General features: G+C 66.0%; 16 protein-coding genes and 1 riboswitch. Of the genes, 12 read left to right on the forward strand and 4 right to left on the reverse strand.

Annotation, left to right across the window (positions count from 1 at the left end; translation table 11 throughout):
- Together Q0R23_RS17800 and Q0R23_RS17805 are read right to left on the reverse strand one after the other, a co-directional pair.
- Positions 1-802, reverse strand: an 802-nt coding sequence (locus Q0R23_RS17800) for an ABC transporter ATP-binding protein (RefSeq protein WP_293915236.1), incomplete at its 3' end; no start/stop codon positions are given.
- Complete coding sequence (locus Q0R23_RS17805; RefSeq protein WP_293915238.1) at positions 799-1,821, reverse strand: iron ABC transporter permease; 1,023 nt, start codon at positions 1,819-1,821, stop codon at positions 799-801. The genes Q0R23_RS17805 and Q0R23_RS17800, both read right to left, overlap by 4 nt.
- A gap of 122 nt (positions 1,822-1,943) precedes the next feature.
- A riboswitch (cobalamin riboswitch) is annotated at positions 1,944-2,114 on the reverse strand.
- Between the two features lie 354 nt (positions 2,115-2,468).
- On the opposite strand from Q0R23_RS17805, the gene pheS reads away from it, so the two are divergent.
- The 11 genes from pheS (at position 2,469) to Q0R23_RS17860 (ending at position 11,222) form a co-directional block, all read left to right on the forward strand.
- Positions 2,469-3,488: a phenylalanine--tRNA ligase subunit alpha gene (gene pheS, locus Q0R23_RS17810; RefSeq protein ID WP_293915240.1), complete on the forward strand. Its 1,020-nt coding sequence runs from the start codon at positions 2,469-2,471 to the stop codon at positions 3,486-3,488.
- Positions 3,489-3,603: 115 nt separating this feature from the next.
- Positions 3,604-4,164: a DUF559 domain-containing protein gene (locus Q0R23_RS17815; RefSeq protein WP_293915242.1), complete on the forward strand. Its 561-nt coding sequence runs from the start codon at positions 3,604-3,606 to the stop codon at positions 4,162-4,164.
- Positions 4,076-4,954, forward strand: a complete 879-nt coding sequence (locus tag Q0R23_RS17820) for an SMI1/KNR4 family protein (RefSeq protein WP_293915244.1) — start codon at positions 4,076-4,078, stop codon at positions 4,952-4,954. Before Q0R23_RS17815 ends, Q0R23_RS17820 begins: the two co-directional genes overlap by 89 nt.
- Positions 4,955-4,963: 9 nt before the next feature.
- On the forward strand, positions 4,964-5,209 hold the full coding sequence (locus Q0R23_RS17825; RefSeq protein ID WP_293915246.1) for a hypothetical protein: 246 nt from the start codon (positions 4,964-4,966) through the stop codon (positions 5,207-5,209).
- Positions 5,206-5,574 carry a type II toxin-antitoxin system PemK/MazF family toxin gene (locus Q0R23_RS17830; protein ID WP_293915248.1) on the forward strand — a complete coding sequence of 123 codons (369 nt, stop codon included), beginning with the start codon at positions 5,206-5,208 and terminating at the stop codon, positions 5,572-5,574. The genes Q0R23_RS17825 and Q0R23_RS17830 overlap by 4 nt, the downstream gene beginning before the upstream one ends.
- Positions 5,571-5,894, forward strand: a complete 324-nt coding sequence (locus tag Q0R23_RS17835; protein WP_293915249.1) for a hypothetical protein — start codon at positions 5,571-5,573, stop codon at positions 5,892-5,894. Before Q0R23_RS17830 ends, Q0R23_RS17835 begins: the two co-directional genes overlap by 4 nt.
- On the forward strand, positions 5,891-8,362 hold the full coding sequence (pheT, locus tag Q0R23_RS17840) for a phenylalanine--tRNA ligase subunit beta (protein ID WP_293915251.1): 2,472 nt from the start codon (positions 5,891-5,893) through the stop codon (positions 8,360-8,362). The genes Q0R23_RS17835 and pheT overlap by 4 nt, the downstream gene beginning before the upstream one ends.
- 136 nt (positions 8,363-8,498) lie before the next feature.
- The gene (locus Q0R23_RS17845; RefSeq protein WP_293915253.1) at positions 8,499-9,434 is read left to right on the forward strand and encodes an MATE family efflux transporter; all 936 of its coding nucleotides are present in this window, start codon (positions 8,499-8,501) and stop codon (positions 9,432-9,434) included.
- A complete protein-coding gene (locus tag Q0R23_RS17850) occupies positions 9,431-9,910 on the forward strand; it encodes a hypothetical protein (protein WP_293915255.1) in 480 nt (159 codons plus the stop codon). Before Q0R23_RS17845 ends, Q0R23_RS17850 begins: the two co-directional genes overlap by 4 nt.
- Before the next feature lie 216 nt (positions 9,911-10,126).
- Positions 10,127-10,726, forward strand: coding sequence for a dienelactone hydrolase family protein (locus Q0R23_RS17855; protein ID WP_293915257.1), 600 nt, complete (start codon positions 10,127-10,129; stop codon positions 10,724-10,726).
- Entirely contained in the window at positions 10,713-11,222 is a 510-nt protein-coding gene (locus tag Q0R23_RS17860) for a DinB family protein (protein ID WP_293915259.1), read from the forward strand. Before Q0R23_RS17855 ends, Q0R23_RS17860 begins: the two co-directional genes overlap by 14 nt.
- Here the strand turns inward: Q0R23_RS17860 and moaC are convergent.
- Together moaC and Q0R23_RS17870 are read right to left on the reverse strand one after the other, a co-directional pair.
- Complete coding sequence (gene moaC, locus Q0R23_RS17865) at positions 11,204-11,710, reverse strand: cyclic pyranopterin monophosphate synthase MoaC (RefSeq protein ID WP_293915261.1); 507 nt, start codon at positions 11,708-11,710, stop codon at positions 11,204-11,206. The genes Q0R23_RS17860 and moaC overlap by 19 nt on opposite strands.
- A gap of 7 nt (positions 11,711-11,717) precedes the next feature.
- Complete coding sequence (locus Q0R23_RS17870; RefSeq protein WP_293915263.1) at positions 11,718-12,332, reverse strand: YceD family protein; 615 nt, start codon at positions 12,330-12,332, stop codon at positions 11,718-11,720.
- Between the two features lie 132 nt (positions 12,333-12,464).
- On the opposite strand from Q0R23_RS17870, the gene rocF reads away from it, so the two are divergent.
- The gene (rocF, locus tag Q0R23_RS17875; RefSeq protein ID WP_293915264.1) at positions 12,465-13,364 is read left to right on the forward strand and encodes an arginase; all 900 of its coding nucleotides are present in this window, start codon (positions 12,465-12,467) and stop codon (positions 13,362-13,364) included.
- The last annotated feature ends 16 nt before the right edge of the window (positions 13,365-13,380 follow it).

Below are 13,380 nucleotides of genomic sequence, written 5' to 3' on the forward strand. Positions count from 1 at the left end.
GCGGCACCACCACCACCGTTCCCCCGTGCCTCACCACGTCTACCGGAACGCCATACACGGCGCCCAGATGCTGCGGCGTCAGCACCTCTTCCGGTGTTCCGTGAGCGACCACACGGCCCTGCGAGAGCAGCAGCACGGTGTCGGCGCGGGCGGCCAGGTTCAGATCGTGCAGCACGGCGACCACGCCCAGCCCGGCGCGGGCTTCCTGGCGCAGCGACAGGGTGAGGCCCAGGGCATACGCCAGGTCGAGGTGGTTGGTCGGCTCGTCGAGCAGCAGAAACTTCGGGTCGGCGGCCAGGGCGCGGGCCAGCGAAACGCGCTGCTGCTCGCCGCCGGAGAGTTCAAACACGCGGCGCTCGGCAAAACGGGCGGTGTCGGTGCGCTGCATGGCGCACTGAATGGCGCCCTCGTCTGCTGCTCTCGCCTCGGCGCTCAGGCCAGCCGGAGCCAGGGGATTTCGCGGAAACAGTCCCCACAGCCACTCGCCCGCGCCGCGCCCCAGGGCCACCACATCGCGCACGGTGGTCTCGGCGGGCAGCGGCTCGGTCTGGGCCAGGTAGCCGATCAGCCGCGCCCGCTCGCGCCGGGAATGGGCCAGCAGGGGGCGACCTGAAACTCGCACCTCGCCGCCCTGCACCGGCACGAGTCCGGCGAGCGAGCGCATCAGGGTGGATTTGCCCGCCCCGTTCGGCCCGATGATGGCGGTGAACTGGCCCCGAAAAAACGCGGCGCTGACGTTCTGCACGGCGGGCACGTCACCTGCCTTGACGCTGAGATTGACGGCTTCCAACGTCCCACTCATGCCTGCTGCCTCCTCAGCAGGTACAGGAAAAACGGGCCGCCCAGCAGGGTCGTGACCACGCCCACCGGCAGCTCGGCGGGGCGGGTCAGGGTGCGGGCCAGCAGATCGGAGAGCACCAGCAGCGTGCCCCCGGCCAGCGCCGAGACCGGCAGCAGAAGGCGAAAATCCGCGCCCCACAGCCGCCGCACCAGATGGGGCGTGACCAGGCCGACAAAGCCGATGATGCCCGCGTAACTGACCGCGCCCGCCGTGCAGAGGCTAGCGAGCACGATTACCAGCAGCCGGAGGCGCTCGACGGGGAGGCCCAGGCTGCGGGCCGTCAAGTCACCGAGTTGCAATGTGTTGAGGGCACGGGCCAGCAGCAGCAGCGCTCCGCCGCCGATCAGCACATACGGCAGCAGCCGGGCGAGCTGCGGCCAGCCCGCGAAGGCCAGGTTGCCCAGCGTGAAGGCGAAGACCTGGCGGGTCCGGTCCTCGTTCTGGAGGAGTAGATACGTTGAAAACGAGGTCAGGATGCTGCCGACGACCACCCCGGCCAGGATCAATCGGGCGGGTGGCAGACGGGTGCCCTCGCGGGCGATGGCGAGGGCCACGGCCACGCTCAGGAGGGCGCCCAGCAGGGCCAGGGGCGGCAGCCACAACGCGCCCAGGCCGAGGCTGATCGCCAGGGTCGCGCCCAGTCCGGCGCCGCTGGCCACACCCATCAGGTAGGGGTCGGCCAGCGGGTTGCGGAACACGCCCTGAAACGCCGCGCCGCTGACGCCCAGCGCGGCGCCCACCAGCAGCCCCAGCGCCACACGCGGCAACCGGAGCTGCCAGATGATGACGTCGTTGCCCTCCAGGGGAGCGCCGCTCAGGCCGTGCAAAACGGCCCGAACAGTCTCACTGGGCGAGATCGGCACGCTGCCCAGCCCGACGGCCAGCAGCACCGTACAGACGGTCAGGGCGAGGAGCAGGGCGGTCTTGTACAGCGCTCTGGACGGGCTGAGATGAGTTCGGGGTACGGCAAGGGATTTCATACATCCTCCTGCCCCGACGAAAAAGCCGCCTCACCAGTGACCTGGGGGCGGAAGCAAAGCGTCCAGCCGTGCATAAATGCCTTGCCGGGCGTCTCCCTTTCCGCGAGGGTGTAGCCGAGCCGTGAAGACTGGCCCGACGGAGCAGGCATTCGGACTTGAGTAGGGCACTGGGCCACCCCTCTCTTACCGCTGCGCGACAGTGCCGGAATTGGACCGTGTGAACGTGTCCTCACCGAGCTTCCCCTGCGCCCGTCGAGGTGAGTATAGCGGGCGCTGGAGACCGAGCCTCTTTACCTATGGTGCCGAAGTTAAGTCCAGCACGCTTTGAGGTCGCAAGACCCTCGACTGCGTTCAGGGTGACAACAAAAGAAGTGGTCCCGCTGAAAGTTGCCATGTTGAGCGGAGCCGAAGGCGTCTCCCGAACGCCCTGCGAAGCGGGTGAGCGCAACGACTTTGTTCATCGGCTCACTTCCCGCCTTGACCCGCCCTCCCCTGACCGCTAGGCTGAACGCATGTCGCCCCGCGCCGGTCCACTTTCGCCGTTTACGAGTCGTGGGGCCGCGCTGACCTGTTGAGGTGAAGCGCCCGCTGCCCCGTTTGCCCAGTGCGAGCGGGGTTTTTTCATGTTCAGAACTCAGGAGAACCGTATGCAAGAAGATGCACTCAAGGCCATTCAGGCCGCCGACACCCCCGAAGCGTTGCAACTCGTCAAGACCCACTATGTCGGCAAATCCGGAGTGGTGACCAAGGAACTCGGCACCCTCGGCAAGCTGCCCCCGGAGGAGCGCAAGGCTCGCGGCGCCGAGATTAACGCCGTGCGGGCCGTACTGGAAGCCGCCTTCAGCGAGCGTGAGGCAATTCTGAAACGCGCCGCCCTGGACGCCCGGCTGGCCTCGGAGGCCATCGACGTGACGCTGCCGGGTCTGAACCTGCCTGGCGGTGGCCTGCACCCGATCACCCGCGTCTACGACGACCTGATCGAGATTTTCACCCGCCTGGGCTACGCCACGGTGGAGGGGCCAGAGATCGAGGACGAGCACCACAACTTCGAGGCGCTGAACGTGCCCTGGTACCACCCGGCCCGCGACCTGCAAGACACCTTCTGGCTGGAGGATGGGCGGCTCCTGCGCACCCATACCTCGCCGATGCAGGTCCGCTACATGGTGGAACACACGCCGCCGCTGAAGATCGTGGCACGCGGCAAGGTCTACCGCTACGAGGCCACCGACGCCACCCACGAGGCCATGTTTCACCAGCTCGAAGGCTTGGTGGTCGGGGACGACATCAAGATGAGCGACCTCAAAGGCACGGTGGCCGAGATGGCGCGGGGCCTGTTCGGGGCGGGCGCCAAAGTCAGATTTCAGCCGAGCTACTACCCCTTCACCGAGCCGGGCGCCGACTTCGCGGTGTGGTGGGAGAACCCGCGCGGCGAGAGCAAATGGCTCGAACTCGGCGGCTGCGGCATGGTCCACCCGAACGTGTTCAGGGCCGTGGACGACCTGCGGGCAGCGGCGGGTAAGGAGCGTATCTACGAGGGCAAAACGGGTTTCGCCTTCGGGCTGGGGCCGGAGCGCATCGCCATGCTCAAGTACGGCATCCCGGATATTCGCTACTTCTACGCCAACGACCCGAAGGTGATCGGGCAGTTTCGGGGGGAGCTGGGGTGAGTGAGATGGACGCCTATCGTCGTTGAGTAGCGCTGGGAGGCACTTAAGCTCACCCCCACCCAGCCTCCCCCCTCAAGGGGGAGGAGCTAACAGAGCAGAGTTGCTACAGTCGGTTATGGCTTTCAGGTCACGGACGAGTCCTTCTTCAGAGGTGGCTCGACTGTTGCGCCGGAATATGACGTCCGAAGAACATTTGCTCTGGCTGCGACTTCGGAGGGGGCAACTCGGCGTGAGTTTTCGACGTCAAGAGCCGATGGGGCGCTATGTCGCCGATTTTGTCTGCTACGAGCGTTCGCTCATCGTGGAACTCGATGGAAGTCAGCATTTTGAAAACGAGGCCGATATTGTCCGTGACGCTGACATGAAGTCCAAAGGCTTTACGACGCTCAGATTCTGGAATAGCGAGGTGAGAACTAATCTTGAAGGCGTGTTGGTGAGAATTCAAGAAAATCTTTGCCTCTATCTCCTCCCCCTTGAGGGGGGAGGTTGGGTGGGGGTGAGCTGGCCGGGCACCCAACAAGACTCACCGCCACCCAGTATTTGTCCAGCAAGCTACCGGACTATTGCCCCGCCCCGGAGACCCCACCATGAATCAGACCCTCCTCGCCTTCGAACAGTGGCTCAAAACCAACTACCGCGCCGCCTACGGCTCCCTTCAACCCGGCCTCACCGATGAGCAGATCAGCGCCTTGCTCGGCGACTGGCCCTACACACTTCCCGACGATGTGCGCTCGCTCTACCGCTGGCGCAACGGCGTCGAGGACGAGAACGTTGAGCTGATACCGGGCCTGACCTTCCGGCCCCTGGAGAGCGCCCTGGCGATGGCCGCCGCCTACTGGGAAGTCAGCGCTCAGCAGGCCGAGAAGGGCGGCCCGGACTTCTTCCCCAAGCTGCTGCTGCCCATCTTCAGCGACGCGAACGGCGATCTGGTGCTGCTCATTCAGGGCGCCGAGACGCAGGCGCCCAGTTCGCCCGCCCAGGTCATCCGCATGACGGCGGGCCAGCGCCTCTACGGCTTCGAGCGCCTGAGCGAGTTGCTGGCGGCGGCGCTGGAGCTGTTCCAGAACGGCGCCTACACCGTGGACCAGGACCGCGACACGGTGAGCATCGCCGACGAGGGCAAGGCGCAGGCCGTATGGCGCAAGTACCCGCTGCTATATCTGGAGAACGTAGACGTGACGGCGCTGGTGTTAGAAAACGCCGAACCCGTTGACGACAGCGAAGAAGAGGACGGCGACGAGGGTGACATGCTGGCCGGGCTGCTGGACATGCTCGGCATCGACCCGCAGGCGGTGGACCCGGAGACCGCCACGCTCGAAGACCTGACCGAGCTGCGCGAGATCATTCCCTACGACGGCTGGCCCGACGAACTCAAGGAGCGCTACCGCCAGGTGAGCGTGAAGACGCTGGAGGCGGGCGAGCAGCCAGGAAAGACTGGCAAATCAACTGGCAAAGAGTCGGAGTAGAATACTGCCATGAAGCATCTACATGTTCCCCTTTCCGAAGCGCTCCACGCCACGCTGATGCAGGTCGCCAAAGAGAGCGGCGAGAGCGCCACCGCGCTGGCCCGCAAAGCGATTGAGGAGATTCTCTGGCAGCGTGAGCAGGCCAAGATTCGGGCGGAGATGAGGGCTTACGCCCTGGCTGTCGCAGGTTCCATCGACGATTTCGACCCCGAACTGGAACGAGCGGGGCTGGAGGTCTGGGCGGCAGACGAGTGAAACGCGGAGAAGTCTGGCAGGCCAACCTCGACCCCAGGAGTGGCAGCGAGCAGCAGGGCAACCGGCCTGTGCTCGTGCTCAGCAGTGACATCTTCAACAATTCACCCGGCTGGAAATCGTTTGTCGTCATCCCTTTTTCGACCAGCGGACGTCAGGCTGCACGTGGCCCGACTGCCGTTCCACTCGCCGCCGGAGCGGGCGGACTTGCGCGGGAAAGTTACGCCCTGTGCCACCAGATCACGACGCTGGACCGAACGAAGTTCGTAGCGCGGCTGGGCGCATTGGATGCCACCGACATTCAGGCCATAGAGCGCGGCGTAGTGGCCGCCCTAGACATGTTAAACGTGCTCAAGGGGATGTCGTGATGCACCCGCAGCAGATTGTGACAGTAGATGAAATTGAACAAGCCTTTTCATTTATTGTAAAGTGTCTCAGAGCTAAATATAAGTCTGATTCAGTCCCGATCACTGACGACTATTACTGGATTATCCTTGAAGAAAACGAACGATGCAACGTTTACAGTGAACCCACCAGTCTCGGTATCGGACAATTTTCCGAAGACTTGTACTTTTTCAGACGGGCTTTGGCTGACAAGGCACTGCTCGACACTTACCTGCTCACGAAGTTACTTCCAATTCTCCAAAACTACGTGGATCGCCCTTTCGGCGTCGAGGAATCCAAATGAAACTCCCCTACTCCTGGCTTCAAGAACTCGTACCGCAGCTTCCCGCCGCCGATACCCTCGAACCCCTCTTCGCCCAGCTCGGCCTGCCGCTGGAGGGCATTCAGCACGCTCCGGCTCCGGCTGAGGGCGTGGTGCTGGCAACGGTCACCCAGGCCAGCCCGATTGACGGCACCCAGCTCACCCGCCTGGACCTCGACGTGGGCCAGCACGGAGAGCACACCATTGCCAGCGGCGCCCCCAACGCGGTGAATCTGCCCTCCGGCACGCTGGTCGCGCTGGTCACGCCCGGCACGACCCTGGGCGGTATGGAGTACGGCATTCGCACCTTGCAGGGCGTCGAGTCCTGGGGCATGGCCGCCAGCGCCAAAGAACTCGGCATCGGCGAGAGCAGCGCCGGGCTGCTGCTGTTCCCGGCAGACACCGGCAAGCCCGGCACGCCGCTCAGTGAACTCTGGCTCGAAGATCAGATTCTCGACATCGAGATCACGCCCAACCGGGCCGACGCCCTCAGCGCCCTGGGCGTGGCCCGCGACCTGGCGGCCTTCCTGCGCCTGGAGCTGAAAGAACCGTCGATGGGCTTGAGTGCTAGCGGCACAGGCGACATCGAGGTCAGCCTGCCGCCCCGCGCCGTGACGCTGGAGCGCGACCCGAAGGGCACCCTGCGTTTCGGCTGCGACCACTTCTCGGCCCGCAGCGTGGCAGGCATAAGGAACGGTCCCTCGCCGCTGTGGATGCAGCGCCGCCTGAGCCTGTGCGGGATGCGCCCGATTAACCTGATCGTGGACACCAGCAACTACGTGATGCTCGAACTCGGCCAGCCCACCGCGCTGTATGACCGCCGCGACGTAACCAATGACCGCCTGATCGTGGCCTTCGGCATCCGCCAGGGTGAACGCGTGCCCGACCTGATGGGCAGCGTCCACGAGGTCGGCCCCGAAGACCTCCTGATTCTGGATGGCCGCGAACGGGGCGTGAGCAGCGTGGCGGACGCCTTCAGCAGCGCCCAGACCGTGCAGGAAGACGGCGGCGTCCTCGGCGTCGCAGGTGTCATAGGCGGCGATCATGGCCGGGTGCGGGCTGACACTCAGGACGTGGTGATCGAGTCGGCCCACTTCGACCCCGTGCTGCTGCGGCGCACCGCCACCCGGCTCGGATTAAAAACAGATGCCGTCTACCGCTACGAGCGCGGCGTGGACCCGCTGCTGTCGCCACGCGGGGCGAACCGGGTGGCCGAGTTGCTGGTTCAGAATGGCGCCGGACAGGCCCACCCCGGCCTGACCGTCGTCGGCACGCCGGAAGTCCCCAGTGAACTGAGCGTGACCGGCGACCAGATTCGCGGGCTGCTGGGTATGCACATCGACACCTCGGAAATGACTGACATCCTGAAGCGGCTGGGCGCGGTGGTGGCGGAGAGTGGCGATACGTTGAGCGTCAAGCCGCCGAGCTGGCGGGTCGATATGGCCTTGTGGCAGGATCTGGCCGAGGAAGTCGCCCGCCTGCACGGCTACCTGGAACTCCCCGAAACCCTGCCCACCTTCAGCGTCCACCCGGACAACCACGGGGCCGGTCAGGCGAGCACGGCCCGGCGAGGGCTCAAAACGGCGCTGGCCGGACTGGGCGCCCAGGAAGTCGTGACCTACACCTTCACCAGCGAGCCGGAGGCGTTATCTGCCCGTAGCGAGGCGCTGGGGGTCAGGCTCCAGAATCCGCTGTCCAGCGACCGGACGGGGCTCCGGACTGCCTTGTATCCGAGCTTGCTCAAGGCCGCCCAGGGCCGGGCCAGGGGCGAGCGCACGCTGCTGTTCGAGCTAGGGCGGGTCTTTCCGGCCAGCGGCGAGGCCGAACACGTGGGGCTGCTGCTGCGCGGGCCGCTGGCGCCGAACACCATCCAGCCGGGCGTGGCGGGGAGCTTCGCGGCCTTCAAGGGCTTAGTGGAATCGCTGGCGGCGGGCCAGGGCGCCGAGCTGGAGGTCCGGCAACTTCGCGGCGAACACGTTCCGGCGGCGCTGCACCCCGGCGTCGCGGGCGAGGTCGTCTGGAACGGGCAATCTGTCGGCTGGATCGGCGCCCTGCACCCGGAAATCGCCGCGAGCTTCGAGCTGAAGGGCGACACCTACCTGATGGAACTGACGCTGACAGGCTTGAACCTGCCGTTGCCCGCCGTCACCTGGAGTTTCCGCGACCCCAGCCGCGCGCCCGCCGCCTGGCGCGACCTGGCCGTCATCGCGCCGCAGAGCGTGAGTTACGGCGAGGTCGCCACGCTGCTCAGAGGCGAAGCCGGGCCGCTGCTCGAAAGCGTCGAACCTTTCGACGTCTACGTCGGCGAGCAGATTCCAGAAGGCTCCCGCAGCGTCGCCGTGCGCCTGACCTTCCGCAGCAGCAAAACCCTCACCGACGAGGAGGTCGATCCGCTGATGGGCAAGCTGATTTCGGCGGTGAAAGCGGCGAGCTGGAGTATCAGGGAGTAGGGAAGTGGGAAGTGGGCAGGTGGGAAGTGGGAAGTGGGAAAAGATCGAGCCCCACTCCCCACTTCCTACGGCCCACTTCCCCCCCATTCCAGCTTCATCACCTTTCCCCCTGACACATTCTCCGTACAGTGTCCCGGTGAGTTTGATTGCCCCCACCGTACCTGCCGATGCACTACCGCCCACACCCACCCGCCAACTGACCCGCATCGCCCTGCCAGTCAGCCTGGAATTCGTCTTTCAGCTCGGCCTGGGCATGATCGATCAGGTGGTGGTGGCGCTGCTGGGCACGCTGGTGGTGGCGGGCGTGGGCTTTGCCAACAGCGTCACGCTGATCCTGTTCCTGACCTTCAACGCCGTCGGCGGCGGCGCGAGCATCCTGGTGGCGCGGGCACACGGCGCCCAGGACCGGGCCGGGGCGTCGCGGCTGCTGGGTGCGGGGCTGGTGGTGGGCACCACCCTGTCGGCCATCACCGCCCTGCCGCTGGTCTTCGGTGGAGAGCGCTTTCTGTCGCTGCTCGGCGCCCAGCCGGAGGTGGCCGGGGCGGGCGGGCCGTTTCTGAGCGTGGTGGCGCTCTCCTTGCCCTTCATCACGGCGGCGGGCATCCTCAGCGGGGCGCTGCGCTCGACGGGGCACGCCCGCACGCCCATGACGGTGGCGCTGCTGGCCGTGGCACTCAACACCGTGCTGGCCTACGGACTGGTCACCGGCATCGGACCGTTTCCGCAACTCGGCGCGGTGGGCGTGGGCATCGCCACCATCGCCGCCTACGCGCTGCGGGCCGGGCTGCTGGCCGCTCAGGTCTACGGACGTAACATTCTGGACGCGGCCCTGCCGAAAGCCGGTCAGTGGAAACGGGTACTTTCTCCGCTGCTGCCGCTGAGCCTGCCGATGGCCGCCACCGAGCTGGCCTGGAGTGGCGGCACCTTCCTGTACGCGCTGCTGGCGGGCCGCGTCGGCACCGAGGCGCTGGCGGGCATGCAGCTCAGCAACACGCTGGAGGGGGTCTTCATCGTCGCCTCGCTGGGGCTGGGCTCGGCGGCCACCGTCCTGATCGGGCAGGCGCTGGGTTGATTGGGCAGGCTCTGGGCCGCTCGGACGCCCTGGGCGCCCGCGCCTGGGCACGCACCGTTCAGCGCTCCGGGGTGGTGGTGGCCACCTTGGCCGGGCTGCTGTTCGCGCTGAGTGCGCCGCTGCTGGGGCTGCTGTTTCCCAATGTCGGCGAGGAGGCCCGCACGGTGGCGCTGGCGTCCATTCTGATCAACGCCGCCTTTCAGGTGGTCAAGGTGCAGAACATGATGCTGGGCCTGGGCGTGCTGCCCAGCGCCAACGACACACGCGGCGTGCTGCTGGGCGACGCGGTGGCCGCCTTTGTGGTCGGATTGCCACTGGCGTACCTGCTGGCCTTTCCGCTGGGCCTGGGCTTCTGGGGTCTGCTGATCGCCCGCGTGATAGAGGAATGCGCCAAGCTAAGCATTTTTATCTGGCGTGCCCGAAAGATCAACTGGGACAAGCTGGCGCAGGAGGGGCATCAGGTCGTGGCGCACTGAGGAATACGAACGAGAAACACGAACGAACGGCGCACCTTTGCGTGTTGGAGAAAAACCACCGATCTGCTATGCTCCAAGCGTATAGACAGTTACTTTTTCTGTAGTGACACCTGGAGGTCTCAAGACGGCATCTGCTGGACGCACAGGACCGGAACAGGAGCATAGGGCAACACCATCACGGTCCGGCTCGCGGTGGGCCGCTCAACAGGAGGCGGTATGGCTGAGGTGTTGTTGTTTCACCACGCGCAGGGGCAGACGCCGGGCTTTCACGCCTTCGCAGATGACTTACGCCGAGCCGGGCATACGGTCCACACGCCGGACCTGTTCGGGGGCCGGACCTTCGGCAGCATCGAGGACGGCGTGACCTACGCCCGCGAAGTCGGCTTCGGAAAACTGACCCTCGCCGGAGAACAGGCCGCCGCCGAGCTGAGCGCCGAGCTGGTCTACGCTGGCTTTTCGCTGGGCGTGGTGCCCGCGCAAAAACTGGCCCAGACCCGTGCCGGAGCGAAGGGTGCCCTGCTGTTCTACTCTTGCCTGCCTGTCTCCGAGTTCGGGGGCGTCTGGCCGGAGGGCCTGCCGGTGCAGATTCACGGCATGGACGCCGACCCGTTTTTTGCCGACGAGGGCGACCTCGATGCCGCTCGTGAGCTGGTCGCCTCGGCAGAGCACGCCGAACTGTTTCTCTACCCCGGCGATCAGCACTATTTCGCCGATTCCAGCTTGCCCTCGTATGACGCGGCGGCGGCGGCGCTGCTGAAGAAGCGGGTGCTGGACTTTCTGGAAAAGCTCGAAGGCGAAGTTCATGAACATTCCTGAAACCTACGATTACCTGGTGCGCGCCCGCCGCGACCTGTGGACCACACTGGAAGCCGTGCCGGACGAGGTGTTGTCACGCCCACTGCTGGACGGTGAGCGCTTCCACTGCGTCAAGGATCTGGTGTTTCACATCGCCGACGTGGAAGACGGCTGGCTGCACTTCACGATCATCGGCGACCAGCAGCCCGTGCAGCAGCGCATCCCTGCTCTTAGGGACGTAGCGAACGGACCGATCTTCGCGGGCTTCGCACTGGAGACCCTGCTCGACTACTGGGGGCAGGTCGAGCAGAGTACCCTCGCTTACCTCGCCGCGCTCAGCGAGGCTGAATTGCGGCGGGTGGTGACCGACGAAGGGCAGCGGTTCACGGTGGACGGTCTGCTGTGGCACGTCATGCTTCACGAAATCCGGCACACCGCGCAAATCGCCGCACTGCTGCGGACCCAGGGCATCAAGCCGCCCTCGCTCGACCTGCTGTTTTATCTGCCTCCTGCCTGACCGCCCGCCTGTGCCCGGTAGTCCCCACTCTTGCCGCCGCTCTTGCTCAGCAGCCGCACGCCCTGAATCTCAATCGCCTTGCTGGCCGCCTTGAGCATGTCGTAGACGTTGAGGGCCGCCACCGTCACGGCGCTCAGCGCCTCCATCTCCACGCCAGTCTGACCAGCGGTGTTGACCGTCGCCTGTATATACACACCGCCAGGGCGCAGCTCGACCAGCATCTGCACGCCGCTGATCGGCAGCGGGTGGCACAGTAAAATCAGCGCACTCGTCTGCTTGGCGCCCTGAATGCCCGCCAGGCGAGCCACGCTCAACGGGTCGCCCTTGGCGTTGCTGCCGCTCTCCAGGGCCGCCCGCGCTTCCGGCGGCAGGATGACCCAGGCTTCGGCGGTGGCGCTGCGGGCAGTGACAGCCTTGCCCGACACGTCCACCATGCGCGGCTGGCCGCCTACGAAATGAGTCAGATCGCTGTGGGTCAGGTCACTCATACCGGGCCTACTCGTCGGGCAGCTCCAGACCTCTGAGGGCCATGAAGGGATTCTGGCGGGCGTGCTGCGTGCCCTCGTGCTGGGCCTCCAGCAGCCTTTCGCTGTGGTCCTCGATGGGCACGGCGGCGCGGTGCTCGCAGGGGCCGGTATTCAGGTCGTGGCCGCAGACCTGGCACAGCCCCTTGCACTCTGGGTCGTGCAGCACGCTCAGCGGCGATTCGAGCAGGGTGCTCTCGGCCAGGTAGTTGCTCAGGTCGAGGTCGGGGTCGCCGAAGACCAGGATTTCCTCGCCGGTCTCGGCTTCCTCCAGGTAGGGGGCCTCGGCGGCGGGGTCGTAGCGCAGCAAAGTACCCAGGCGCAGGCTCAGCGGCAACAGCACCGGGCGCAGGCAGCGGGCACAGTCGAGTTCCAGGGTCGGCTCAAAGCTGCCTTGCAACCAGAATTCGTTGCCCTGGAGCGAATTGACGCTCACCTCGAAGGGGGCGGCCTCGGCAAACTGCATGGTCAGCGGCTCACCGCCCTGTTCGTAACGCAGTCCCGTCACCTCGCCACTGGCCTCCGCGTCGCCGGGAACGCGCAGCAGCGTACCGAGATGAATACGGGGAAACACAAAAGAAGTCATCCATTCATGATAGAGCCCATACGGGCGCAACATGGCGAGTGATGCCGGATTGTTGGAGGGGGGCGGTGGGCAGTGGGCAGTGGGGCTCGATCTTTTCCCACTTCCCACTTCCCTCTCCGCTACCATCAGCGCATGGATATCTCGATTCTCGGCATTCCGATGGACCTCGGCGCCGGTAGACGCGGCGTGGACATGGGCGCCTCGGCGCTGCGCAACGCCCGCCTGGCCGCCCGGCTGCGCGACCTGGGCCACCGCGTCACCGACCTGGGCGATGTGGGCGTCAGCATTCCCGAAACCTCCGACAAGCACGAGCAGCAGGGCATGGTCTTCCTCGACGAGATCGTCAGCGCCTGTACGGGGGCGTATCAGCGGCTCAGGGCGCTGGACCCCCACACCTTTCCGATCAGCCTGGGCGGCGACCACAGCGTCAGCATGGGCACGGTGCCGGGCGCGGCGCGGGGGCGGCGTTGCGGGCTGATCTGGGTGGACGCGCACGCCGACTTCAACACGCCGGGCAGCAGCGAGAGCGGCAACATTCACGGCATGCCGGTGGCCCACCTGACCGGCCTGGGCGACGCCCGACTGAGCGGCATCGGTGTTGACGAGTCCGGGGACGGCTGGCACGTGCGACCCGAAGACATCGTGATGATCGGGCTGCGGAGCGTGGACCGGCGCGAGCGCGAGCTGGTGGCCGAGGCCGGTATCAAGGCGTTCACCATGAAGGACGTGGACCAGCTCGGCATCACCCGCATCGCCCAGGAGACGCTGGAGCGCCTGAGTCACGTCGAGCGGCTGCATGTGTCGTTCGACGCCGACGCGCTGGACCCCACCGTCTGCCCCGGCGTCGGCACCCCGGTCCCCGGCGGCCTGAGCTACCGCGAGGGCCACCTGCTGATGGAGCTGTTCTCGGAATCGGGGCGGGTGACCAGCCTGGACATCGTGGAGGTCAACCCCATTCTGGACGTGCGCAACCAGACCGCTTCAGTGATGGTCGGCATGGCCGCGAGCCTGCTAGGGCAGCGGATTTTGTGAGTGGGCAGGGAGGGTA

It is taken from the genome of Deinococcus sp. (genome assembly GCF_025362455.1).
In the GTDB taxonomy this organism is placed as follows: domain Bacteria; phylum Deinococcota; class Deinococci; order Deinococcales; family Deinococcaceae; genus Deinococcus.

Excerpts from the sequence above, each read along its gene's own strand:
- Q0R23_RS17855 (WP_293915257.1), top strand. The coding sequence starts at position 10,127 with ATGGCTGAGGTGTTGTTGTTTCACCACGCGCAGGGGCAGACGCCGGGC.
- Q0R23_RS17805 (WP_293915238.1), bottom strand. The coding sequence starts at position 1,821 with ATGAAATCCCTTGCCGTACCCCGAACTCATCTCAGCCCGTCCAGAGCG.
- Q0R23_RS17825 (WP_293915246.1), top strand. The coding sequence starts at position 4,964 with ATGAAGCATCTACATGTTCCCCTTTCCGAAGCGCTCCACGCCACGCTG.
- Q0R23_RS17815 (WP_293915242.1), top strand. The coding sequence starts at position 3,604 with ATGGCTTTCAGGTCACGGACGAGTCCTTCTTCAGAGGTGGCTCGACTG.
- rocF (WP_293915264.1), top strand. The coding sequence starts at position 12,465 with ATGGATATCTCGATTCTCGGCATTCCGATGGACCTCGGCGCCGGTAGA.
- pheS (WP_293915240.1), top strand. The coding sequence starts at position 2,469 with ATGCAAGAAGATGCACTCAAGGCCATTCAGGCCGCCGACACCCCCGAA.
- Q0R23_RS17860 (WP_293915259.1), top strand. The coding sequence starts at position 10,713 with ATGAACATTCCTGAAACCTACGATTACCTGGTGCGCGCCCGCCGCGAC.
- Q0R23_RS17820 (WP_293915244.1), top strand. The coding sequence starts at position 4,076 with ATGAATCAGACCCTCCTCGCCTTCGAACAGTGGCTCAAAACCAACTAC.
- Q0R23_RS17870 (WP_293915263.1), bottom strand. The coding sequence starts at position 12,332 with ATGACTTCTTTTGTGTTTCCCCGTATTCATCTCGGTACGCTGCTGCGC.
- pheT (WP_293915251.1), top strand. The coding sequence starts at position 5,891 with ATGAAACTCCCCTACTCCTGGCTTCAAGAACTCGTACCGCAGCTTCCC.
- moaC (WP_293915261.1), bottom strand. The coding sequence starts at position 11,710 with ATGAGTGACCTGACCCACAGCGATCTGACTCATTTCGTAGGCGGCCAG.